This is a genomic window from Methanococcoides sp. DA23 (assembly GCF_057593895.1).
In genome coordinates, this window is the sequence record NZ_CM172520.1 from 1,916,982 (window position 1) to 1,940,484 (window position 23,503).

Here is a 23,503-nt window from a genome sequence, read left to right on the forward strand (position 1 = left end):
GATCATGCGACACCCAATAAAAATATCAGGTAAGGTCAAACTGAATTCCATCAACCTTCACAGACATATTCACATTATTTATCAAAAGACCTGTAAGTGACTTGATCACATCAAGAGAATCACGGTCATTCTCAGGAATAATGCACTCCGAAGATGATGCTGCAAAAAGCATTCCCATAAAACGACCCTCATGATGGATAGGAATTATCGCAGTACCCTGAAGGCCTTCATCATTGAAGCACGAACCTGAAATAAAAGGGTAGATCTCCGAATAATGCTTGTATATAGGAAAACCATTCTCCGCAAAATTGAACTGAATAGAATTATGATCGAAATAGGAGATACAACTCAAAAACTCATCAGAGAGTCCTTTATGCCTTACGAGGACAAGTCCGCCAGTAACAGCATCCATCATATAAAGAGCACCGGCATTAATAGCATCTAACTGGGTCGTCAGTTTAAGAAGAGCATCCATTGACTCCTCAAGATTGCCAGACCAATTCAGATCATTTCCCATTTCCCTTTGAATGAACATAAAATCAGTTATCTTCTTTTCATCACTAATGTCAACGAGACTACCTTCCAGACGTTCCATTAACCCGAACTCATCATAAACGATCAGTATCTTTTCGCGAACCCATCTGACATCACCATCAGATGTGAAAATACGATACTCCTGCACAAATACCCCATCAGGATCAGCAGGACCATCAGAATAAACAGCCAATGCGTTCCTAACCATTTCCAGATCTGCAGGGTGAATAATATCTTCATAATTCAACCTTTTGGACATGAAATCGTCTGCATCATATCCAAACATGCTAACATTATCAGAAACAAATTCAATAGGCCACCCATACTCAGACTTCCAAACAAAGACCACTTCAAGGTCCTCGTATGAAACATCAGATACCCCTTCGATCATAACCATAGAACCACCCATAATTTATACAACACTTATCAGATAATCAAAACTTGTCAGCTGAATAAAAAAGAAAAGTTCCCGGAAGGATCCGGGAACTTTATACAAATAAAGGAGCTGTTTATACCATTACTTTTTCCTTGAAAGTTCTGGGATCAGACTTACATTTATAGCAGCCATCTTGTCAGTATGTGCCTCGTGCTGTGAATAGAACCACATTGGGACATACAGAGCAAGTACACAGATACCGACAATTGTTGAGAACCAGCTGCCTTCAACACTATTAAGATAGATAACACCGATCAGACAGAGTGGAAGGTTGAAGAGACCGAACATCAATGCAACGTTCTTCCATCCGGTTGGTGCCTTGAATGGCCTGTCAAGACCAGCAAGGTCCGGCCTTGATTTTGCCTTTACGTATGCGAAAAGGCTGATACCGTTAGCACAAACATATCCGATCGCTGATGCAGCAAGTATAGCTGAGGGAGTACCCATTGAGATCAGTACAAGGTTGAAGATACCGATAACGACCATTGCGAGTACAGGAGTACCATGTGCGTTTGTCTGCTTGAAGACCTTAGGAAGGTTACCTTCTGCTGCCATTGAATGCATTGCTCTTGAAGCACCAAGGTATGCAGTCTGGATGATCAAGACCATTGCTGCAATGAGCATTACAATAGCGATCGTTGAACCGAAGCTACCGAGTGCTATCTGTGCAAGTGGAAGCATTGGATCAATTGGTGCAGCTGCAATACCATCGATGCCCAGTACACCAGTAATGGTCATCTGTACAAGGATGAAAGCTACCAGACAGATAGCACCACATGAGAACAATGCCTTTGGTACATCGGATCCAGGTTTCTTATATTCCGGACCATAGATAGCAGCAGTTTCCCATGCGCAAGCACTCCACTGAGCCATTGCAAAGATACCGAGCAAGATCAAGATATGATGGAAATCCCATGCCCAGTCAGTTGGCAACCAGGTACTGGTGATATTGGACATTGCGAAGTCGCCGGTTGCATAAGGAGCCAGTGTGATAATTGCCATTGGGATAAGTGAGAATGCTGCGAGGATATAACCGACAGTAGCACCACTTGAAAGTCCACGATAATTTATAAGGATCAAACCGCCGAATATCACAACACCTGCGATCATTGAAAGCTGGTACTGGCTGAAAGTTGCTGCAAGTGAAGGGAACAAACTGTGAAGATAAAAACCAATAAGAATTGCGAAGATAGCAAGTACAGGGTTCCATGCGAACCAGTAACTCCATGCACTGAATCCACCGATAAGTTTACCCTTGTCGTACTTTCCTTCATGATTAGGTGATTTGAAAACATTCTGTGCAAATCCAGGCAGACCGGATGCATTAGGGAATGTAGTTGCGAGTTCACCATAAGCGAGGTTCTGCATAAATCCCTGGAATACAGAGAGACCCCATACAATAATAGCAAATGACCATAAATAGCTGGCAAAATAGCCAATCGAAGGCAAGATCAATAAAGGTACACCAATAGCAATAGCCAATCCCTGCTTCCAATCGATCGATCGTTCAAGCTCACCGGCTTCACAGACGACCTTTGCACACTGTTCTGCGTGCTGCCAGTCTATACCCGATTTCTTATCCTCAGACATATTACATCACTCCTTTTCTAATAAATACTTCCTGCCAAATCAAAAAACTGAAAAGATAAAAAGAAGACAGGGTAGAGCCCCATCTACTTTTTATTGAAATTATGCGATTGTTTTCCTGAAGGTGTCACAGCAGTTGATTTCGATGTCGAGGAGTTTCTCGATGTTCATCTTAGCTGCAATACCCTTTGCGCAACCTGGCACAGAGGTGATTACACCGATATCGAGGTCTTCTCTGATCTCTCTCATAACGAACTCGTCGGAAAGGTCTGCATTTTCGACACCGAGTTTCTTTGCGACAAAGTCCTTTGCTTCTCCGATCCTCATGTTCTTTGCGAACTGCATCCTTGCAACAAGGTCACCAGCTGCTCTCATACCGGTCATACCGGAAGCCATGATGTGTGCGATTGGCATACCGAGTGGGTCGCCAACACCGATCTATATTCCATCTACGCCTGCGATCTCAACAATTGCCTTGCTTGCCCTTGTTACTGCATCTATTGGAGGGGTCTCAAGCATTGGGATACCGCCAACACCCATACCCATATCTGCGTGACATGGAATGTTTGCTGCTTCGACAGCTGCCTTTGTGAATGTTACTGAACGACCCATGTTCCATGCGGAGGTCTTGCTGGTGTTGGTGTTACATACAGGACCGAAGGTGTTTGCTCCTGCCTTCTCAGCAAGTGCTACCTGCTGGTGTGGCCAGAGGCCTGCAAGTCTTGTACCATCGTACTCAAGTTCACCGTGCATACCGAGAACAAGTTCTCCTGCCATACCTGCGTTGATGTACATGTTAGGGAACTCTTTTCTGAGTGCCTCGATAGCATTAAGTGATGCGTACATGTCACCGTCGCCAGCTGCACCGATGGTATCGAAGTTGACACCGTCAGAGCCGACTGCCTGGAGTTTCTGCATGATCCAGACCATGTCACGGATTCCGTGGTCACCCGCTTTCTGGATAGATTCCTGAGCTTCAGAGATCTTGAAAGCTTTCATAAGGTCGCCTGGGTTCTCGAAAGGACCATCAGGAGTGTAGTACAGACCCATGTTTGGCATTGCACCGTAGAGCATAGGAATGACCATGTTCTGCTGGCAAACTTCCATTGTCTGCTGCTCCTGGGAGATAACTGGCTTGACTGGCTTGAAGCTGTAGTCGATGTGACCGAGTTCCATTGTGTCTGCGCCAAATGCACGCTCGTGGATCATTGAACCAACGAGTCTGCTTGCAGGAATACCTACACCACTGTTACCCTGGTCACCATCGATCCTGATAGCACCGATGTCGTGTGTTACCGGAACTTCAAGTCCTGGATCTACACCGACTATCCTGCCAGGTGCAGTGATGATGTCAAGCATATGGTCCATTTCATCTTCGGAAAGTGCTGGGATGTCACCGAGGTCTGCTGCGTCAGCACAACCTGCTTCGATGTCAGCAAGGATGTCTTCCTTTGTCATGAAGATCTTCTGACCGTCACCCATTCTTAAGAAATATTCTGTTGCCATATTATACACCTCGAACGATCAGAGAAGTAATTCTTTTGCTTTTGCTACAGCTTCACTTGCATTTTCTGCATAGCAGTCTGCACCACATTTCTTTGCCCATGCATCGGTTGCTGGTGCGCCACCGACCATGACCTTTACACTGTCCCTCATGCCGTTTTCTTTGAGAAGCTCGATAACTTCTTTCTGGCCCTGAAGGGTTGTTGTCATAAGTGCGGAAAGACCGACCATATCTGCGTTGGTTTCCTTGATCTTATCAATGAAGTTCTGCACAGGAACATCCCTGCCAATATCGTGGACTTCAAAGCCTGCTGCCTGAAGCATTGTTGATACGATCGCCTTACCGATGTCGTGAACGTCACCCTCGACGGTACCGTTTACAATAACACCGAGCTTAGTGGATGCGCCTTCGCCTGCTCCAAGCTCATCCTGAAGTAATTCAACACCTGCGGACATTGCGTCTGCTGCCATCATAACGTGTGGAAGGAAGAGTTTTCCTCTCTCGAAGAGTACACCAACTTCGTTCATACCTGCTGCAAGACCGTTGTCAATAAGTTCTACTGCTGGGGCCTTTCCCTTTGCCTTCTCTACTGCAGCGATCACATCATCTTTCTTGCAACTTACTACCGCATCGGATAGTGTTTTAAATAATTCTTCGTTTGCCGTGTTACAACCTCCTTTACATCAATATGGACAAGACCACATTGACAGGGCAGCAGGATATTACTCCGCACTACCATAGAATGAAAAAACAGTATGATATATAGCATAATTTGAGTTGTAAGTCCTACTGACATCGGTAATTGCAGATGGCATGAGAAATGACCAGTGGTATTGGATATTCCAGAGGCATGAGAATTTCTAAAGGCTTTGGCATATAAGCTGAAAGAATGCATTTAATAGTTATACGACCTTGAAAAATACAATTCCTTAGACACCTATCTATTATAGACAACCGAAAGAGTCATTACTATTGATACAGGATTTTATAGAAGATAACAGATGAGATCATCGCTTAGTGATACTATATGGCTTTCTGAAAAAAGAAAGAACCTTTTATTATTATTGGTTGAAGGTCCAAGGAACATCGACCAGATCAAGACATCACTTAATGTCACTTCAAAGGCCATGATGCCACAGATCAAGATACTCAAAGAACAGGACATGATAGTCCAGAACGAACTTGATGATTATGAGCTATCCGATGTCGGTCGCATTATTGTAAAGAACATGTCACCCCTGTTGAAGACACTTGGTGTCATTGAAGAGAACATGGAATACTGGGCAACCCGGGACCTTACATCCATCCCTGAATCCCTTTCATACCGCATAGGGGAACTCGGGCAATGTATGTTGATAGAACCTGATCTTAATCACATGTTCGACCTGCCAATAGAATTTACCGAGAACATAATACGTTCAAAGAATGTGAAAATGTTCATCTCGTACTTCCATCCCCTTTATCCCAAATTGTTCATAGACCTCCTTTCAAAAGAGATCGATTTTACACTTATATTTACAGAGTCAGTATTCAATCGTATGAGAACAGACTGTTCAAAAGAAATGGAGCTTCTAACAGGATCAGGAAGTGCTGACCTATACGTTTGTGACGATTCCATTAAACTTACCACAATAACAGTAACTGAAAGATTCACATATCTCTGTTTCTTCAACAAAGAAGGAATGTATGATCACAGAAAGATCATGAGCTTTGATGAAAGTGCCAGTGAATGGGGAGAAGAGCTTTTCATTCACTATCAGAACCTTTCAAGAAGGATCACGGAACTCTAACATAAGGGAGTGAAAAAATGGACTGGAAGAACACACCCCTTAAATCCAAACTTATCCTCTTCATCGTAGTCGGCGTTCTATTAGTATTGGTAACATCAACATCCGTAATTATTTCAACGGTCACTTCACAGGAAGAAACACTTGCTTATGAACAATCGATTGAAAAAGCAAGGGGATTCGCCAACAATTTCGACAGCGATATGAGCAAGAATCATGCCATAGGCCAGACCATTGCCAATTCCATGAACGCTTATGAATCAGCGAGCAGAGATGAAGTGAATGACATCCTCAAAGAGGTGGCAGTACGCAACCCGAATCTTCTGGGGACATATGTATGTTATGAACCAAATGCCTTTGATGGCAAGGACCAGCTTTTCATAAACTCAGAAGGCCATGATGAGACCGGTCGCTTCATACCATACTGGAATAGGATCAATGGAGATCTGACAATTGACCCATTGTTGAACTATGAGGAATCAGATTATTACCAGTTACCAAAAACAACAAAGGTCGATCATATCATTGACCCCTATTTTTACGAAGGTGTGTTCATAGTAAGTTATGTTACGCCTATTTTCAAAGATGATGAATTTGTCGGCATAGGCGGGGTCGATGTATCCCTCACATACCTTGATGAAGTTGTCAGCGAAGTGAAGATATTCGATACAGGATATGCGTTCATGACCGGAAATACGGGAATCCTTATCTCGCAGCCCGAACAGAAGGACTGGATAGGCTACAGAACACTTTATGATTTCGATGTCCCCGAGATCACTGCCATGGCAGATGAGATCAAAGTCGGCAACTCTGGATTTATTGATACTATCGACCCTACAACAGGAAAGAACGTGGTGATGTTCTATGAGCCCATCGAAACAGGCAATTTCTCTTTTGTCCTCGTGGTACCAAAAGATGAAATGCTTGCTGGCGTTACTGAATTGCGCAACAACCTGATTGTGATATCCACAATATCGATTATTTTCATGACAGGACTTGCGGCTATAATCGCTGGATTTGTCACCAGCCCTATCAATGAGATTGTTGCTGATTTTAAGGACCTGTCAGATGCTGCTGTGGTCGGAGAACTCCATGCCAGAGCGGATACAGATGTGGATATCGATTTCAAGAACATACCGCTAGGTTTGAATGAGATCCTTGATGCCTTTACACAGCCCATGACAGAGACCATGAGAGTTACCAACGAACTGGCAAAGGGGGAGCTCCAGACACGTGTAGAAACCGATCTTAAAGGAGAGTTCAAGAATATCGGAGATACCCTCGATAGTTTCGCAACAAAGCTCAATGCTATTATCGATGAATCGAACGCTGTTCTGACAGCATTCCAGAATGAGGATTTCACCCGTAAGATCAAACTAAAAGGAGAAGGAGATTTCAGGATACTAACAGACGGTATCGAGAAAACAAGAGAATCCCTTTACAGTGCGACCACTGAACGTAAGAAAGCACAAGAAGAGCTTATCAGATATTCAGAGGAGCTCGAACACTCCAACCGGATGAAAGAAGAGATGGAGAGGGTCGTTGAGAACAGTCCTGTAATCGTTTTCAAGTGGAGAGCGGAAAAGGGATGGCCTATTGAGTTCGTATCAAAGAACATTTCGCAGTTTGGATATTCACTTGAGGATTTCTCATCCGGCAAAGTAACTTATGCAGATATTGTTTACCCCCAGGACCTTCAAAAAGTGCAGGAACAGCTACAAAAAAAATGCGATGAAGGGGCAAATGAGTTTACCATTGAATACCGGATACTTACCAAATATGGTAAAATTGTATGGGCTGATGAGAGGACATTCATCCGCCGTGATGCAGAAGGAAATGTGGATCATCTACAAGGGATCATTGTAAATATCGATGAAAGAAAACGTGCAGAGGAGGCATTATTGAAGGTTGAGGAAATTCGCAAGAAAGAGATACATCATCGTATCAAGAATAACCTGCAGGTGATATCAACACTGTTGTATCTGGAGTCTGATAAGTTCAAGGATAAAAAGGTAAGGGATGCTTTCAAGAACAGTCAGGACAGGGTCAGGACAATGGCACTTGTCCATGAGAAGTTATATCAGTCCGAGGATATGGAAAGTATCGATTTTGCAGATTATACAAAGAATCTTATTACATACCTCTCCCAATCCTACGTAGTAGGTAACAGGAATATCGCCATCGATCTTGATGTCGCAGATGTTTTCCTTAACATGGATACTGCAGTTCCACTTGGAATTATCATCAATGAGCTTGTTTCTAACTCCCTTAAGTATGCATTCGAGGATAAGGATGAGAACGAGAAAGGTATCATATCCGTAGATATTGAACATATTGGAGATGATTTTATGCTAACGGTCAGCGATAATGGCAGTGGCATACCAGATGATATAGATTTCAGGGATACAGAATCCCTTGGATTACAGCTTGTGACGAACCTTGTTGAGCAGATAGATGGGAACATTGAGCTTGAAAAGGACAATGGAACAAAGTTCATAATAAAATTTACGGAAGAAAAATACAATTGAAAGAGGGTAAATGATGAGCCAGGTCAAGATACTGATAGTGGAAGACGAGAAGATCGTCGCATTAGGTATTAAGAAGATGCTTAAGAACCTTGGATACCTTGTCCCCAGTATCGCATCATCAGGAGAAGAGGCGATCAGTAAGGCAGAAATAACATTCCCGGACCTTATATTGATGGACATTATGCTAAAAGGTGATATGGACGGAGTCGAAGCTGCAGATCAGATTAGAAAGCGCTTTGAGGTCCCAGTGGTATTCCTAACTGCCTATTCGGATGAGAAGATATTGGAAAGAGCTAAAAGGACAAAGCCTTACGGATATATTATCAAGCCTTTTGAAGAGAACAGTCTTCATACGACAATTGAGCTTGCACTTCGCAATTACAGAGAAGAGAAAGAGCTTGAAAGAGCTTAAACCATCCATGGCAAAAGCTGTTCAGCCTGGGTTATTAAAAGTAAAAACTAAAAAAAAAAGCATCACATCAAAGGTGATGCTATTTGTCAATATTATTTCTTGAATTCAGTGTATCCGCATTTGCCACAGGTAAGTCTGTCCTTGTGGTTTGCAAGATATACACCATCGCCACAGCGTGGGCAGAACTGCCTTAGCCTTTCAATGGATTCGCCGTTTACTTTATAGTAGTCTTTGACAGCCATGTTTACTCACCTGCTTCTTCTACAACTTCTGCCTCAGGAAGTTCGTTCCTTTTGAGGACATATTCTTTCTCTACGACCTTCATGCGTGCTGCATCTTCGTAGATCTTTGCATAGCCATTTGCTGCAGACATACCATAGCTGTTCTCGAACTTCTGAAGGATGACAAGTTCAAGGGGTGCGTTAAGCATTGCAGCCAGTTTGCCCCTGACATCGATCCTTGAAGGTGTGGAACCCTCGAATGTTGCATCGAACTTCAATTCACGCCTGTTGAGAAGCGCATTGTTTTTATCTTCAGTAATATTAATATCCATTTAATTTCCTCCGCACGTTATGTAACTGTTCTTTATGATCCTGATCTTCAAGAATCTTATCAAATAGATCCTTAAGTTCTGCTTTTATGAATTCCGTAACCCTTACAAACATTACACCTTTATCCGGTTGACCATAAAGGACCACCGAATTAAGAGGTGCCATTAGTATCGCAGGCAAGGCTGCAAGATCTTCTTCGCCTTGTACGAAAATTCGAACATGTTTATCAGACAAGATCGCATCGCTTATCACACCGATCAGATCCTCGGTTATTACCCCGGGAGGATTATCCACTGTTATCTCAGTGAAACCCTTATGTTTTGTTCCATACACGACCTGTGATGAAGCTGGTGCCCTTTTTGTCCTATCATCCACGATAAGAATATCTGGAATGATATTTGAATCTAGCAAGTGAAAAGTAGTAACATCTCCCACGGATATAAGTTTTGTGGGATTATCGAGGTCATCTACAAGACTTCTGACAGCATCACCGCCAGTACCTGTGTACAAGACCCCGAAAGGTTTCCTTAAAAGAGGCCGAAGGCTTTCTGGTAAGGAAATATATAAACCCAACTTACCGCACCTTCAAAGCGTATTTATCGGCAACTTCAACGCCGATCATTTCTGCTATTATGGAACGTTGAGGATCAACGATAATGACAAGTCCGCTCCAGTCAGCACTCAAATTACTTGAGGCGCAGACAGGACATGTCTGACCTGAAACGATCCTGTGACATTCACGGCATACCTGATCTACCATTTAGAAACACCCCGGATTATTCATCTTTATTTTTAGATTCTTCGGACTTAGGCTTGCGTGCATCTTCAAGCCATTCGAACCTGCCCAGAGCATGCTGACGCATCGTCAGGCCGATCTTACTGTCCCTTGGTTCTCTCTCATTGGTGCTCACAGCAACGATACGGGCACGCACTTTGTCACCTTCTGAAAGAGTACGGTTTCCTACCTTGCTAATAAGCCTACCATTCTTACCATCGTAGGACATGAAATCATCAGTTATCTGGCTAACGTGTAAAAGACCATCCATAGCACCAATGCTGACGAAAGCACCGAATTCTACAGTCTCTACTACCAGACCTTCCATGACCTCCTGAAGTATTGGGACGAATACAATAGCTTCAAAGATCACATCGTAATAGACAGCACCGTCTCCTACAAGGATATGCCCTTCACCTATCTCTTCGATATCAGTGACAGCGACAATGGAGCCCAGTGCCTTATCGACCCTGCCCTCAAGCTTCTCCTTTAACGCATCCTTTACGCTAACCCCTACATCTTCGCCCAACAGACGGGGAGCTACACGGATCGTGTCCTTAAGTTTCATCCTTTTATACATATCTCGATCTCCAATATGCCCTGCATTAATTTAAACTGCTACTAAAATTATAATATGATGGTCACATTATATCCAAACGGTTCTTCTGACGCAAACGCACAACAGTAACATTCGCATCATTAAGACGCTTTACCAGACCAACATCATTGGTTAGCACTGCTGCATCCATATCAAGAGCAAGCTGGAGGATGATATCGTCCGCAATTCCTGCCCTTTCCACGAGAGTACATCTATCTGATAACGAAAGTCCAACCTTTGCAGCGGTTTTGTTCTCGCCCCTGTACTTCTTGACCAGTGCCTTGAGCTCATTGATGACCGCCAGGGGCGCAACGAACTCATCGTACCCGAGGCGCCCCAATTCACCAAAGATGTCTACTTTGAACTGAACCGGTATCATGAAACCGTTCGTATCGATTATAACCTTCAATCTTTGATTACTCCAACACCAATAAGTCGCCAGCGTGAACCAATACGCCTGCTGATAGCTACCATGGAACCGGCCTCAGCACATACAGGACGCTTCAACTTTGCCTCTGCGACATCCTCACGTGCACTCGTAACGATACCTACAGTAGTTGCAGTACCGACATTGAGCATCAGAGGTTCACTTGTCTTGATCTTACCAATGGATTCCTCATCGGATACACCCACCACACGTTCAAGCAACTTCAGTTCAAGAGTGAAAGAATCACGTGTTGGCGGCAATGTGCCAGGCATACCTGCAACCTGTCCCGTAAGGGAATCACTCTTTGTGATGCTTGGGTCCAGACCGGTACCCAATGCAAGCAATCCACCAGGAGTTGCCTCATCGACCTTATCCTTTCCTGCGATTATAAGATTGATGTTGGTGAAGATAGGTTCCCACCTAACAGCGTTCTCGCTCTCGACCTTACGACCAGGACGGATCTCAATATCGTCACCTGCTTTTAAGGTACCTGCTGTAAGGGTTCCGCCAATAACGCCACCTGAGATCTTATCAATAGGAGTTCCAGGTTTGTTGATATCGAAAGACCTTGCAATAAGCAAGTGGGCAGGCTTGTCAAGTTTCTGCACTGGAGTTGGGATCATTTCGTTCATCGCGCTAATGAGAACATCGATATTGATGTTCTGCTGTGCGGAGATCGGAACAACTGGTGCATCCTCTGCAACCGTTCCTTTAACGAATTCCTTGATCTGATGATAATGTTCAATGACCTTTTCCTTTGGAACAAGGTCTATCTTGTTCTGCACGATCACGATATTCTTGATACCGATGATGTTCAGAGCCATAAGGTGTTCCTTTGTCTGTGGCTGAGGACATTCCTCGTTCGCAGCAATGACAAGAATAGCTCCATCCATGATAGCAGCCCCGGAGAGCATTGTTGCCATCAAGGTCTCGTGACCAGGAGAATCTACAAATGACACTGTACGGACCTCTTCCGTTTTAGTACCACAGTGCTCACAGGTCTTAGCAACGCTAAGTCCCTGAGGCTCAGGGCAGTCAGGACACTTCCTGAAAGTAGTATCTGCATACCCTAATCTAATAGATATACCACGCTTCATTTCTTCACTGTGCGTATCTGTCCATACACCGGACAGCGCGCTTACAAGCGTCGTTTTTCCATGATCGACATGACCCACCATGCCAATATTAACACAAGGCTGACTCAATTTTTGATTTCCCTCCCTATCGGGCTAAAATAAAAGTGTAATGTAATATAGATTATCTAAATTAAATGTAACTGCTTTAAAGTTTGTGATACCATGTCATTCCTAATATATAAGTGATTTCAACCAGAATAATATCATACTATACTTATTAGTTATGTTATATCAGACAGAGCGATCAAAGCATAACAATAAAAAAGCACTTAAAAAAATAAAGGCGATAAGATCACTTACCGCTAATTTTCTTTGAAGACATGCTTCGATAAACAAAATATCCCGCAACTGCAAGCACTATGACCACACCTGCACCAATGATCACCAACATATTGGGACCATCAGAATTTGCAGATGCCGGAAGTACATCGGTCTTGATCTTCACTGTATCAGATATCTGGTCATGCCCATCGATATCCTCATACTTGACCTCACTGTTCAAGGCATAAGCCTTTGGAACTGCAAGCTCATCGACCTTAAGCTTGAAAACCGCAACTGTGCTCTCACCTGATCCAAGTGTGCCCAAAAATGCCTGATCATCAGTAGTACTGAACGGATCAGCCGCACTTATCCTCACAGTAGCATCCTTTGCTGGAAGGTCGCCTGTGTTCTCATAAGTAACATATATCATGCTTTCCGAACCAGGATAGAGTTCACCAGTTACGTTGGTCACTTCAAATCTTGCCTCATCCTTCACATATATGTCGAAGGTCGTGTTCTGTGTACCCATGTCGTACCAGAGTCCAACCTCCATATTTGTAATACCAAGGTCAGTTTCATTGTCACCATTTATCTGGACATTCTTCTGGTATCCATAATAGAGATCAAGGCGCATAGGGTAGCCGCCTGCCTCTGTATTATCTGAGATCTCGATGTTAAAGCTGACAGGCGACTCGGTCTTCTGCCCTGATACGAGAGTACCTGCTTCCTGAGGACCGGACTTTACTTTTACAGCAGGATCAAGAGGGGTCAGGACAGCAACAATACCGATAGCTGTCGTTCGCTGGGACTCATAGGACATTTCAGTGTTCTGCAACTTCTGTTCCAGCTTAGTAAGGTAGAAGTCATCTTCCTCGGACCTGAAACCTGTGATCAGACCTTTGTTCATAAGATCGAGTTTCAGTGTGACAGTATCACCGCGTTCAAACTCATTGTCGCCGAGGAGAGTCGCGGTCACATCCGGACCACCATATACTGTATAGTAGTTCTCATCAAAATTGAAGAAATCAGGTAGTTCCGCATTAGCTGCCGTGAACTCACCATTCGATGGCAGTGTAGACGCGGCATGTACCGGTGCTATAAAAAGCAGCAGGACAGCAAGTGAAGCCATGATTGGCAAAGCGTATCTGGAATCGGTCATTTTAAACATAATTAGTCCTCTTCATAATATTAATTCGATAATTTTTCAGTTTAAATATTATTTTTTGTTATTCTTCCTGCGTATCGTATTATATCCCATGTAAGCTACCAACAGGAGAATTCCCGCAATTGCCAGCATAGTGATGCTTATACCTGCATCCCTTGACTTGAGCGGCACCTCAACAATAATGTTGTCCGAGAACTCAATTTCACCGTCCTCATCACGATATTTGATCTCACTGTCAATTCCGTAATCCTTCTCCACCGCAGAGATATCTGCAGCAAGATCGAATGAAGCGCTCTTGCTCTCCCCGGGTGCAATAGTACCCAGGTTTACAACCGATCTGTCCGAGCTAAGCGGTTTCATAACAACTATCCTGGCAAAAGCATCAGCTGCTTCGACCTCGCCCACATTTGTGTAGGTCACATTGATGATACCGGACTGACCGGATGTAAGCTCTCCCTCCACATCGGACACAACGAACTTTGCAGCTGGTTCAACGATAACCGGGATCTGAAGGGTAGTGATCCTTGTCTTGTAGAATGTTGTATGATCAAGGTCAGGCAGACCAAGTCTGACAATACTTCCGTCAGTCATCTCAACCTCATTCTGGAACTCATAACTGACAGGAAGTAGGAGCATATAAGTGCCAGCCGGTGCGTTATCGGAGATGGTAATGGTAAAGGACATCGAGTCATCCGGCAATACTCCCGGGTACAGACTCTCGAGTGTCTGGATACTTGTGATCGGATCGACCTCTATATAATCAGTGGTCGAGACCATCTCAGTCTTTAAGCCAAATGCAGTGGTCCTCAATGACTCATATTCGAGCTCTTTCAGGGACTTTGCATGATCACCATTTTCCGTATCCACGTAGGTCTTGGCCTTGAAACCATACAGCACACCCCTGTTCGAAAGGACAACGCGTACCTGTGCAGTCTCACCCCTCTCGAACTCAGTGTCCCCAATAACGGAAACATAGAGATCAGGTTCACCGTAGGCATCATAATAATTGGTCGAGAACTCATAGGTCGGCTGTACGAACTCTTTTGCTCCTGCTACAGGAGATGCGGTTACTGCGAACAATATCGCAGTCAGCAGGACAGCCACTATGACAACTGAATTCACACATCTGTTCTTTTGTTTGTTTTTACAGTTCATCAAAAGGCATCAGCCTCCGGGTCAGTGCTATATTTTGCAATGTCGATCGTTTCTATATTATCTTCGAATGCACCAGGCATTATTTTTTTTGCCATCCTCTTTTCGCGGAAATTGTCGAGCAATACCATCACAGGCGGGAAGATCACAAATGTTGCGAATAGAGCAAGCCCTACATCTATTACAGTGATCATACCGAAGCCGCTGATCATATTGAAATCGGAAGCTACCAGTGCACAGAAACCGAACAGTGTCGTAAGTCCGGAAGTGACTATCGCTTTTCCGATCTTTACCCCTGCTTCGGTCATTGCTTCTTCAGGACTGGCACCTTTCCCCTTTTCCTCAAAATATCTCTCCATCATAAGTACAGCATACTCGGAACCCACACCAAGGATGAGTGCCCCCAGTGTAGCTGTCATTGGATTGTATTCCATACCCAGCAGGTACATCAGTCCTCCAGACCAGCCAATGACCATGAACATTGTCACTACCGGCACAAGAGCCTTGAGAAGGTCGCGGTAGATAAGAAGCAGTCCACCGAATACCATTCCCAATCCCAGGTATGTCATAAAGATGCGTCCTGAGGTCAGCGCATCGATAACTTCTATGAACACAACGTTGCTTCCGGTTATCGTAGCTGTCATTCCGGGAGGCGGGGACATCCACAGTATATCATCCCTGACAATATCCGTGAGGACTTCAAACCCCTCCATACCAATGCTTCCCATTACGTCACCAACGTTCAGGTTAAGCAGAAGCATATTCTCACCGTACATGAAACGGTCTTTTTGCTGAGCAGGTATCTGTTCATATAGATATCTGATCTCAGACTCACTTTCAGGGATCATACCGCCATTCATCGACTTAATGACACTGGCCATGCTTTCCGCCCCAATGATATTGTTACGGCTATCTACTTCATGAGAACTGAACTCATCCATCCATTTCAAGGTATCAGGATCAGCAACATTGTCAGTCTTGATGATAATGTTCAACTGGTCCTCACCACCTGTAATATCAGAAAGATGCCCCAGTTGGATCAATGCCGGCAGGTCCTGTGGGACAAAAGTTTCCGTATCTGTCTGGATCCCCACCTGAGTATCAGCCACCAGGCCACCAGCACAAAGCAGAACAGCAATGGACAGGATCATGAAAGGATGTTTTATGGTGAAATGAGTAGTACGACCCAGCATCCTGTCCAGAATGTCCGGTTTGGGTTCTCCAGTACCGGGAGATGATGCCTTTGATTTGTTTTTACCCCTCAGGGACAAGTGTCCGAACTTCTCCTTGCGTATGGATTGCATGTTGTCAAGACCATATATCACAGTCACACCTACGAACAGGGAAGCAAGGAAGCACATCGAAATACCTATGAGAAGCAGCTTCGCAAAGTCCTGTATCATAGGTACGCTTGATGTTAAAAGGGAAAAGAATCCTAGTGCTGTGATTATAAGTGCGATCAGGACAGCAGGACCGGTGTGCTTGATGGTATCCACCACTGCCTCTGCCGGCGTCTCACCACGTTCAAGCTCCTCCTCTATACGATTATGGAACTGGATGGCATAATCTATACCCAGACCGATCAGTACAGGGAATGCAGCCATTGAGACCATGGTCATTGGGATCTCCAGATAGCCCATGGCACCAAATGTGTATATGATACCCAGCAGAACAATAGCAAGAGGCATTAACCTCCACCTGACATGACCGAACACAAGATACAGTACAACGATCATCAGGACAACTGAAAGCCCAAGCAATACACCCATACTCGACATCATTGCGTTGTTCATGGAGACCATGAAAGCTGGTTCCCCGGTAACCACTATATTATAGTCAGGAGGGAATTCTGCAAAGGTTACAGATGTTTCGACCTCTCTCAGTATCTCCTGTTTCTGTTCATCAGTCAACGAACCTGCGATCTCGACATAAACAAGTGTGTGAGTACTGTCAGGCATCAGGTGTTCAGGAACATGATCATCGATCAGAGACTGTAGTACTGCTTTGTCTTCAGGCAGTGATGCATCACCGGTAAGACCAAAATGAGCATCTTTAACAACTGTTGCGAGACTTTGAACATCCACTACACCAGGCAGCGACGAAGACATATGATCAAGCCGGTCCATCGCCTGCAACAAAGCGGGATCATTTACCTGTCCGTCCTCTATAATTATAACAATGGCTTCCGTACCGAAGATGTTCATATAGAGGTGATCAAAATCCTGATAAAGCTGGGAAGTTTTCTCAACAAATGTATCAGTTCCGGATTCCATAGTAATGTTCTGTGCACCCTGGACAGAGACAAGGACGAGTAATAAGGCTACTAATAGTATAGGGATAGTATTGTTCTCAATAAAGATTCCCAGTTTTTCGAATAAGTTCTTTATGATGACTACCTCCTCAATTATTATCCGAACGTTTATCCTGAGCCATCTTCTCAAGGAGCAAAAGAGCATTAGAGTGCATATGTTTATGGAATTTGACAAGGATCTTCTGTGCATTTAGTGCTTCATCAATATCCTCATCGCTCAGATCGGACATGCATTCTGATGCGACACTGCACATTTTATCGATCATATATTCAGATCGTTCTAGCCCCTTTTCAGTAAGACCCAATAATGTTTTTCTACGATCAGAAGGATCATCCTTTCGATAAACAAGCCCCTCAGTTTCAAGAGAATCTATCAGGCTTGTAGCACTACTCTTCTTGATCTCCAGATATTTTGCAAGATTGGAAGGCATGACCTCTCCTTCACGTTTTATAAAATGAATAGCTTTATTTGCGGTTTTGTTCAAACAAATATCATCTTTTTCAACGAACTGACCTACAAGGTTGCTCTCCATTTTTCTTTTCAGATAGTCAATTTCAAGATGCAACTCTACCATTTGTTTTGTTTTATCCACAGTGCACCTCCTTAATTTTTATGAGCATAACTTGACCACCCAAGATTCGATAAGAGCATAATTCGATAATCGAATGGTTAGATTTTCTAATATTACCAAATAGATATAAACCTTTCGTGTTAAATATCGAGTATGAATTCAAATATGCGTACATGACTATAAATCGCCCTGTTTATAAAAGAGAATATCCATGAAAAAAAGTAATCGAAAACAAGATAGAAAACATGATCTTGCAGTACATTAATGAGATAGAGAATCGGAAAAATAAATGCTATGAATGAGTTGGAGGAGGAGTGGAATTGGACACACCTCCTCGTTTGGAGTCAGCCCCTAAACAGAATTTATTGTATAAAAAGATTTTGTCAATGATTATTAAAGATGTATCAAAAAATCTTCAAATATTCATTCATTAGAAGAAGAATAAGGAATTTTGGAATGAACAGGTACTATATATCTACTATGACCACAGAATGTTAGATACTGAATAAAACTGAGGAGTTGGTACAACGTTATCTCAAAACATACCATACATGGAATTGACCTATTTTAACCTTCTATCAGCATTGATAGTACTCGTATTAGGCATCATTGTTGCAAAGGTCCTCATAGGGATATTCAAGAACGGATTGAAGAAAACGAATCTACCGGAACTTATCGTGGAATTTCTGTCAAAATTCATCCTCGCACTTCTCTATGTCGCAGTCATCCTTGCAACAGTATCAATGCTTGGAGCAGACATTAGTTCGGTCATTGTCGGGCTTTCAGCAGTTATCGGACTGATCCTTGGCTTTGGAATGCAGGACACATTAACAAATATTGCAGCAGGCATCTGGATCGCCACCCTTCGACCTTTCGATAAGGGCGAGTACTTGGAGGTATCCGGATATTCAGGAAGCGTACATGAAGTAGGGATCATGGCAACCGAACTGCTCAGCCCTGACAACAAGCTCATCACAATACCAAATAAACTGATATGGGGAAGCCCTATTGTCAATGCAACAAGAATGCCCACCAGAAGAGTTGAGGTTGATGTGGGAGTCAGCTACGATACCAAACTCGAAGATGCACTAAAGGTTGCCATGGAACTTATGAAAGACAATTCAATGATCCTTGCAGAACCTGCACCTGCTGTTATTACCACTGCACTCGCAGATTCATCAGTGAACCTCCAACTTCGTGCATGGACGAATACTGGAGATTACTTGGGAGTAAAAGTTGCATTGATGAACGGCATTCTGAAAGCATACAAAGAAACAGGAATCGAGATCCCATTCCCACAACTGGACGTACATATGGAAAAGGAATGATCATTTTTATTTTAGGGGGGTTTAATAAATGACAGAGAACAAAACATCCATTCAGCCATCAACGAACGGACCATATATTGCAAAGGAACTGAACGACCTGAAGAACTCAAAGGGTGATACTTTCGAACCGCAACCCATGGTAGCCCTTTGTCGCTGTGGCCATTCATCGAACAAACCGTTCTGCGATGGAACACATTTAAAAGTGGGATTCAAAGGCGAAAAGGACGAAGGCAGGCAGCCCGATAAAGTCGATGACTATGTTGGAAAAGAGATCACCATCCATGACAACAGGGGTGTATGCTCCCATCGTGGATACTGTACAGACAATCTGCCAACCGTTTTCAGAATGAAGGTTGAGCCATGGATCGAACCCAATGGCGCAAATGTTGAAGACATAATCAGGGTCGTAGAGATGTGCCCATCCGGTGCCCTTAGTTACACAAAGGACGGAGTCTTGCACAAAGAGATAGACAGAGAACCAGGCCTCACTGCCACAAAGGACGGACCCTACGATGCTGTCGGCGGGATCGAGCTTGATGATCCTGAGGGAAACACTCCCGAATCAAAAGAACATTTCACCCTTTGCAGATGTGGTGCTTCAAAGAACAAGCCATTCTGTAGCGGAGAACACTGGCACGTTGGATTCAAAGACGAGAAGAACTAAAATTACTTTATGTGAGGACTGAACATGGAAAATATAGGTGTTCCGTCTGTAACTGAGCCTATGATGAAGAAGCGGAAGGGCAGGATGTTGATGCAGGGATCGTGGGTGATGCGGACCTAGTTCTCCAAAAACTTCTACCACTCATTGAAAGGAAGAGAGAAAACTGAATTCCTTGAACATATCGACGAAATGAAGCAGGCCTACCACGAAGAACTTGAAGCTGAGTCAAATGACCTTTCCATTCCAATAAATTCCGGTTATTTGATACAGGCTATAAGATGGCTGCAAGCACAAAAAGGGTAGATTAAGGAACTACCTCAACCCCTTTCCAAAAAGCAAAATGACCCGTTATCTCTTTTGCTGCCTCTTTCGGTTCAGGATAGGACCAGGCAGCGTCATTATTTACCTCCCCGTTGACAACGATGTCAAAATAATGTGCCAGACCCTTCCAGGGACATGTTGACCTGGTGTCCGACTCCCTTAGATATTCTTTGTTCACCGACTCAGGTGGAAAATAAAGATTCCCTTCGATCTCTTTTACCGAATCACTTTCCGCAAGTATAACTCCATTCCATTTTGCTATTGCCATAATAACCACTCCTTAAAAATAGTTGAAGAACATCGTTTATGTGGTTTTCGGTGAACAGCAGATTAATAGATTTTAAAAGGAACTGGCAGTATCATCGAACATCAACCATCATCAAAGATAGAGACACCCATTTCCTGAAGAATATTACCAAGCCTGAAAAGAGGAAGACCAACGACATTGAAGAAATCGCCATTGATACTTTCAACAAGAACAGCCCCTTTTCCCTGTATTGCAAAAGCCCCCGCTTTGTCAAGCGGTTCCCCTGACCTCACATAGGATACGATCTCATCAGAGGACATCAGTTTCATATTCACAACCGTGCTCACGTATTCACTGACACATTTGCCGGAATCCACATCGAGAACGGTCATTCCAGTGATGGCCTGAATTGACTTACCGCTTATGCTTTCAAGCATCTCCTTTGCCTTTTCCGGAGTATGCGGTTTTCCCAGAACGACTCCCTCACAAAAAACAACAGTATCTGCGGAGATGATGATGCCCGAATCGAACCTTAAGGCAACATCCCTTGCTTTCTCCAAAGAGTGAAAGACCACCAACTCCTCAACGGTCATGTCCTGGCGATGAGTTTCCTCGTACGAGCTAACGCATACCTCAAAATCATCCCCGATCAACTGGGAAAGCAGTTCTTTCCTGCGAGGAGAAGCGGAAGCAAGTACGACCTTTCTCACATCACACACCTTTGAAATAGTGGCCGGAAGTGAAATCAGAACCCCTTTTTGAATAGATGACCGCATCCTTACCATCCATGACCCGGCGGTATGCAGACGTGATGTCCTGAACATCCCTTTTGCCATAAAGGGAAAGGTCCAGACGTATCACATCGATCCCGCATTCTTCGAACTTTTCCACATGGTCCAGCATCTCAGTGACCATTGAATCATAGATAAGTGTCCTTTCCCCGACACGCTTGACAGGATATTCATCACTCTTCGAATCGACAAGAAGGACCTCACTGCCTTCAATGCTGATCCCATTATCCATCAGAGGCTTTAGCAGATCATGTTCGGTTATGAGCATAAGTTCCCGTCCATGTGCAACCGCTTCGAGCTGGTGAGACTTCCCGCGACAGGAGATGTCATCTGCCACATCTTTCATCTCATCCATATTGAGTTCACTGGAAAGGGTCACACGGAATGCCCCTGCCCTGTAGAACTCATCCGTAGTATAGGAATTGAATGTGTTGAACTCCTTCTGTACAACAAAAGGAATGTCCATCTTTTTTGCCAGCTCGACCTGTCCCAGCGTATAACAAGCTATACGCAGACCTTCCTCTTTTACGGCCTCGAACATTGGAATAAGTGCTTTCAGCTCAGCCTCATGAGATATACGAGGAGCCAGCAGAACGATCTCCACTGCTTCCTTGACATCCCTGAACATCTCAGCATACTCATCTGAAAGCACTTCCGATAATTTACTTATCGGTAGATAAACAATATCAGCACCGCACTCCACAGCAGCAAGAAGAGCATCGCTGTTCTTTACCTCCACACTTAAGAGAGGGACAGCATTTTCGGACCCATCGGCAGCCGCATCATCACAGAAATGTGGCATATCGGACAACTTCGGATTTTTTTCTTCCCTTCGGTAAGATGCCAGTATCTTTTCCAGCAGCATATCCGCAGCCTGCCTTCTGGCATTCGTGAGCACACCCATGGGAATGAAGATCTCGCCATTCATATTCACATCGACGTCCTTTGCCTCAAATGAGGTATCGCCGAGCTTTTCCATGACCTCGACGATCTTTTCCTTTGACATCGGTGCCTTCTGGGCCTTTTGCACTACGAACTCATCAACGAATTCAGCACTAAAGGAAGCAGAAGATATCCTCACCTTCAGCAAATCATCCACACCTGCATCCACTTCAATGGAAACCGGCAACCCCTGTTTTCGTGTTCGCTGCAAACGTTCCAGAAGTCTTTGATCAGTCGTCAGATAGACCTCATTGCCCACAGAGACGGCCTTTCCGGTCTTTGAGCTGATCTCAAGGGTAACATTGTCCCCTTTATTTGCCTCCTTGATCTCCTCGCCATCTGCATCAAAGAGCTTGTTCACAGCCGACCCCAGAACACCGGCCTTTGTGTGTATGCCCACACCGTCCTTCAAACGAATATCCTCGTTCAAGGTCAGATTAATGCTTGTATTGTACTTGAAATCCTTTACTTTGCTGATCTTGCCCAAAAATACACCGTAACTGGAACTGTATTTCGGATGTGAGACATCCCTGTCCCCAAGAACGAAACCCTTGGTAAATCCTCTGTAGAACAACTGTGCAAGGTCCTTTTCGAGTCCCTTTATCTCATCCTCACCAAGTTCCTCAGAACTACAGACAGCTTCCACTACCTGCTTATAAGCATGAGAACTTTCGGTCACATATTCGGGTCTTTTCATCCTGCCTTCTATCTTCAGGCTTTTAACACCGGTCTTGACAATATCACCTATCTCGGAAAGAGTGCAGAGCTCAGCACAACTTATAGGGAATCTACCTGTGATCTTCTCATTCACGCTCCTACCATTCACAACAAAGACATAAGGTCGCCTGCAAGGCTGTGCACAAGCACCGCGATTGGCACTGCGGTCATTAATAAAACTGCTGAAAAGACATTTACCGGAATAAGAATAGCACAAAGCACCGTGTACGAATATCTCGATCTCAACATCGGAATTCTTAACAATATCCTCGATCTCGCTGACCGAGAGTTCCCTTGAAACAATGACACGGACAGCACCGGCATTTGCTATGAAGTCCACACCTTCGATGGTGTGAACGGTCATCTGTGTGCTTGCATGCAACGCAAGGTCAGGATAGGTCCTGTGCAGGATGCTCAAAAGCCCGAGGTCCTGAAGGATGATCGCATCGATACCAAGCGAATATGCCCTATCCACAACATCAAGGGCATGCTGGAGCTCATTCTGTTTCACAGGTATGTTCAATGCAAGGAAGGCCTTGATACCATGAGAGTGAAGCAGGTCGATGGTCTCCTCAAGATCATCTACGGAAAAGTTCTTCGCGCCTTTTCTTGCATTAAGGTCCGTAACACCAAAATAGACAGCATCTGCACCACCTTTAATTGCGCCTATCAATGCATCGACATCGCCCGCAGGAGCCAGTATTTCCGGAGGAGTAGTACAGACCGTATTATCATTTTTCAAAATATCAACTCATAA

Annotated in this window: 22 protein-coding genes and 2 pseudogenes; 6 read left to right on the top strand and 18 right to left on the bottom strand. The window is 44.1% G+C overall.

Annotated features, from left to right (window positions below):
* Positions 1-25 precede the first annotated feature (25 nt).
* The 4 genes and pseudogenes from AC20MK_RS09510 to mtbC all read right to left on the bottom strand — a co-directional run.
* Positions 26-931, bottom strand: coding sequence for a GAF domain-containing protein (locus AC20MK_RS09510; RefSeq protein ID WP_487355583.1), 906 nt, complete (start codon positions 929-931; stop codon positions 26-28).
* A 120-nt stretch (positions 932-1,051) separates the two neighbouring features.
* Positions 1,052-2,560 carry an APC family permease gene (locus AC20MK_RS09515; protein ID WP_487355584.1) on the bottom strand — a complete coding sequence of 503 codons (1,509 nt, stop codon included), beginning with the start codon at positions 2,558-2,560 and terminating at the stop codon, positions 1,052-1,054.
* Between the two features lie 99 nt (positions 2,561-2,659).
* Positions 2,660-4,063: pseudogene (gene mtbB, locus AC20MK_RS09520) on the bottom strand ([dimethylamine--corrinoid protein] Co-methyltransferase).
* 18 nt (positions 4,064-4,081) lie between these two features.
* Positions 4,082-4,723, bottom strand: a pseudogene (gene mtbC / locus AC20MK_RS09525) (dimethylamine corrinoid protein MtbC); the annotation flags it as partial.
* 339 nt (positions 4,724-5,062) lie between these two features.
* Between mtbC and AC20MK_RS09530 the strand changes: the two are divergent.
* From AC20MK_RS09530 to AC20MK_RS09540, 3 genes are read left to right on the top strand one after another with little or no spacing between them, the layout of a single operon-like run.
* Entirely contained in the window at positions 5,063-5,851 is a 789-nt protein-coding gene (locus AC20MK_RS09530) for a helix-turn-helix transcriptional regulator (protein WP_487355585.1), read from the top strand.
* Positions 5,852-5,868: 17 nt separating this feature from the next.
* Positions 5,869-8,376 carry a histidine kinase dimerization/phosphoacceptor domain -containing protein gene (locus AC20MK_RS09535; protein ID WP_487355586.1) on the top strand — a complete coding sequence of 836 codons (2,508 nt, stop codon included), beginning with the start codon at positions 5,869-5,871 and terminating at the stop codon, positions 8,374-8,376.
* A gap of 13 nt (positions 8,377-8,389) precedes the next feature.
* A complete protein-coding gene (locus AC20MK_RS09540) occupies positions 8,390-8,788 on the top strand; it encodes a response regulator (RefSeq protein ID WP_487357098.1) in 399 nt (132 codons plus the stop codon).
* Positions 8,789-8,880: 92 nt separating this feature from the next.
* Here the strand turns inward: AC20MK_RS09540 and AC20MK_RS09545 are convergent, their stop codons facing one another.
* The 11 genes from AC20MK_RS09545 to AC20MK_RS09595 all read right to left on the bottom strand — a co-directional run bounded on the left by AC20MK_RS09545 (position 8,881) and on the right by AC20MK_RS09595 (position 17,757).
* On the bottom strand, positions 8,881-9,030 hold the full coding sequence (locus AC20MK_RS09545) for a 30S ribosomal protein S27ae (protein WP_487355587.1): 150 nt from the start codon (positions 9,028-9,030) through the stop codon (positions 8,881-8,883).
* A 2-nt stretch (positions 9,031-9,032) separates the two neighbouring features.
* Positions 9,033-9,341, bottom strand: coding sequence for a 30S ribosomal protein S24e (locus AC20MK_RS09550; RefSeq protein WP_487355588.1), 309 nt, complete (start codon positions 9,339-9,341; stop codon positions 9,033-9,035).
* Positions 9,331-9,912 (bottom strand): GTP-dependent dephospho-CoA kinase family protein, encoded by a 582-nt coding sequence (locus AC20MK_RS09555; protein ID WP_487355589.1) that lies wholly within the window; start codon positions 9,910-9,912, stop codon positions 9,331-9,333. The genes AC20MK_RS09550 and AC20MK_RS09555 overlap by 11 nt, the downstream gene beginning before the upstream one ends.
* Before the next feature lies 1 nt (position 9,913).
* Positions 9,914-10,099: a transcription elongation factor subunit Spt4 gene (gene spt4 / locus AC20MK_RS09560; protein WP_487355590.1), complete on the bottom strand. Its 186-nt coding sequence runs from the start codon at positions 10,097-10,099 to the stop codon at positions 9,914-9,916.
* A gap of 16 nt (positions 10,100-10,115) precedes the next feature.
* Positions 10,116-10,694: a DNA-directed RNA polymerase gene (locus AC20MK_RS09565; RefSeq protein WP_487355591.1), complete on the bottom strand. Its 579-nt coding sequence runs from the start codon at positions 10,692-10,694 to the stop codon at positions 10,116-10,118.
* A 61-nt stretch (positions 10,695-10,755) separates the two neighbouring features.
* Positions 10,756-11,121: a PIN domain-containing protein gene (locus AC20MK_RS09570; RefSeq protein ID WP_487355592.1), complete on the bottom strand. Its 366-nt coding sequence runs from the start codon at positions 11,119-11,121 to the stop codon at positions 10,756-10,758.
* Positions 11,118-12,344 (bottom strand): translation initiation factor IF-2 subunit gamma, encoded by a 1,227-nt coding sequence (locus tag AC20MK_RS09575; protein ID WP_487355593.1) that lies wholly within the window; start codon positions 12,342-12,344, stop codon positions 11,118-11,120. Before AC20MK_RS09575 ends, AC20MK_RS09570 begins: the two co-directional genes overlap by 4 nt.
* Before the next feature lie 223 nt (positions 12,345-12,567).
* Complete coding sequence (locus tag AC20MK_RS09580; protein WP_487355594.1) at positions 12,568-13,704, bottom strand: COG1361 S-layer family protein; 1,137 nt, start codon at positions 13,702-13,704, stop codon at positions 12,568-12,570.
* Positions 13,705-13,752: 48 nt separating this feature from the next.
* The gene (locus tag AC20MK_RS09585) at positions 13,753-14,856 is read right to left on the bottom strand and encodes a COG1361 S-layer family protein (RefSeq protein WP_487355595.1); all 1,104 of its coding nucleotides are present in this window, start codon (positions 14,854-14,856) and stop codon (positions 13,753-13,755) included.
* Complete coding sequence (locus AC20MK_RS09590; RefSeq protein WP_487355596.1) at positions 14,856-17,294, bottom strand: hydrophobe/amphiphile efflux-3 (HAE3) family transporter; 2,439 nt, start codon at positions 17,292-17,294, stop codon at positions 14,856-14,858. The genes AC20MK_RS09585 and AC20MK_RS09590 overlap by 1 nt, the downstream gene beginning before the upstream one ends.
* A complete protein-coding gene (locus tag AC20MK_RS09595) occupies positions 17,254-17,757 on the bottom strand; it encodes a MarR family winged helix-turn-helix transcriptional regulator (protein ID WP_487355597.1) in 504 nt (167 codons plus the stop codon). The genes AC20MK_RS09590 and AC20MK_RS09595 overlap by 41 nt, the downstream gene beginning before the upstream one ends.
* A gap of 530 nt (positions 17,758-18,287) precedes the next feature.
* On the opposite strand from AC20MK_RS09595, the gene AC20MK_RS09600 reads away from it, so the two are divergent.
* The 3 genes from AC20MK_RS09600 (at position 18,288) to AC20MK_RS09610 (ending at position 20,031) form a co-directional block, all read left to right on the top strand.
* Positions 18,288-19,064, top strand: a complete 777-nt coding sequence (locus AC20MK_RS09600; RefSeq protein WP_487355598.1) for a mechanosensitive ion channel family protein — start codon at positions 18,288-18,290, stop codon at positions 19,062-19,064.
* A gap of 28 nt (positions 19,065-19,092) precedes the next feature.
* Positions 19,093-19,728 carry a CDGSH iron-sulfur domain-containing protein gene (locus tag AC20MK_RS09605; RefSeq protein WP_487355599.1) on the top strand — a complete coding sequence of 212 codons (636 nt, stop codon included), beginning with the start codon at positions 19,093-19,095 and terminating at the stop codon, positions 19,726-19,728.
* 144 nt (positions 19,729-19,872) lie between these two features.
* Entirely contained in the window at positions 19,873-20,031 is a 159-nt protein-coding gene (locus AC20MK_RS09610) for a hypothetical protein (protein ID WP_487355600.1), read from the top strand.
* 1 nt (position 20,032) lies between these two features.
* Here the strand turns inward: AC20MK_RS09610 and AC20MK_RS09615 are convergent, their stop codons facing one another.
* From AC20MK_RS09615 to AC20MK_RS09625, 3 genes are all read right to left on the bottom strand, one after another.
* Positions 20,033-20,317 carry a DUF427 domain-containing protein gene (locus tag AC20MK_RS09615; protein WP_487355601.1) on the bottom strand — a complete coding sequence of 95 codons (285 nt, stop codon included), beginning with the start codon at positions 20,315-20,317 and terminating at the stop codon, positions 20,033-20,035.
* Positions 20,318-20,418: 101 nt separating this feature from the next.
* The gene (locus AC20MK_RS09620) at positions 20,419-21,006 is read right to left on the bottom strand and encodes a Maf family nucleotide pyrophosphatase (RefSeq protein ID WP_487355602.1); all 588 of its coding nucleotides are present in this window, start codon (positions 21,004-21,006) and stop codon (positions 20,419-20,421) included.
* A gap of 1 nt (position 21,007) precedes the next feature.
* Positions 21,008-23,488, bottom strand: a complete 2,481-nt coding sequence (locus AC20MK_RS09625) for a U32 family peptidase (protein WP_487355603.1) — start codon at positions 23,486-23,488, stop codon at positions 21,008-21,010.
* Positions 23,489-23,503: the final 15 nt, after the last annotated feature.

Excerpts from the sequence above, each read along its gene's own strand:
- AC20MK_RS09510 (WP_487355583.1), bottom strand. The coding sequence starts at position 931 with ATGGTTATGATCGAAGGGGTATCTGATGTTTCATACGAGGACCTTGAA.
- AC20MK_RS09515 (WP_487355584.1), bottom strand. The coding sequence starts at position 2,560 with ATGTCTGAGGATAAGAAATCGGGTATAGACTGGCAGCACGCAGAACAG.
- AC20MK_RS09530 (WP_487355585.1), top strand. The coding sequence starts at position 5,063 with ATGAGATCATCGCTTAGTGATACTATATGGCTTTCTGAAAAAAGAAAG.
- AC20MK_RS09535 (WP_487355586.1), top strand. The coding sequence starts at position 5,869 with ATGGACTGGAAGAACACACCCCTTAAATCCAAACTTATCCTCTTCATC.
- AC20MK_RS09540 (WP_487357098.1), top strand. The coding sequence starts at position 8,390 with ATGAGCCAGGTCAAGATACTGATAGTGGAAGACGAGAAGATCGTCGCA.
- AC20MK_RS09545 (WP_487355587.1), bottom strand. The coding sequence starts at position 9,030 with ATGGCTGTCAAAGACTACTATAAAGTAAACGGCGAATCCATTGAAAGG.
- AC20MK_RS09550 (WP_487355588.1), bottom strand. The coding sequence starts at position 9,341 with ATGGATATTAATATTACTGAAGATAAAAACAATGCGCTTCTCAACAGG.
- spt4 (WP_487355590.1), bottom strand. The coding sequence starts at position 10,099 with ATGGTAGATCAGGTATGCCGTGAATGTCACAGGATCGTTTCAGGTCAG.
- AC20MK_RS09565 (WP_487355591.1), bottom strand. The coding sequence starts at position 10,694 with ATGTATAAAAGGATGAAACTTAAGGACACGATCCGTGTAGCTCCCCGT.
- AC20MK_RS09580 (WP_487355594.1), bottom strand. The coding sequence starts at position 13,704 with ATGTTTAAAATGACCGATTCCAGATACGCTTTGCCAATCATGGCTTCA.
- AC20MK_RS09585 (WP_487355595.1), bottom strand. The coding sequence starts at position 14,856 with ATGAACTGTAAAAACAAACAAAAGAACAGATGTGTGAATTCAGTTGTC.
- AC20MK_RS09600 (WP_487355598.1), top strand. The coding sequence starts at position 18,288 with ATGGAATTGACCTATTTTAACCTTCTATCAGCATTGATAGTACTCGTA.
- AC20MK_RS09605 (WP_487355599.1), top strand. The coding sequence starts at position 19,093 with ATGACAGAGAACAAAACATCCATTCAGCCATCAACGAACGGACCATAT.
- AC20MK_RS09615 (WP_487355601.1), bottom strand. The coding sequence starts at position 20,317 with ATGGCAATAGCAAAATGGAATGGAGTTATACTTGCGGAAAGTGATTCG.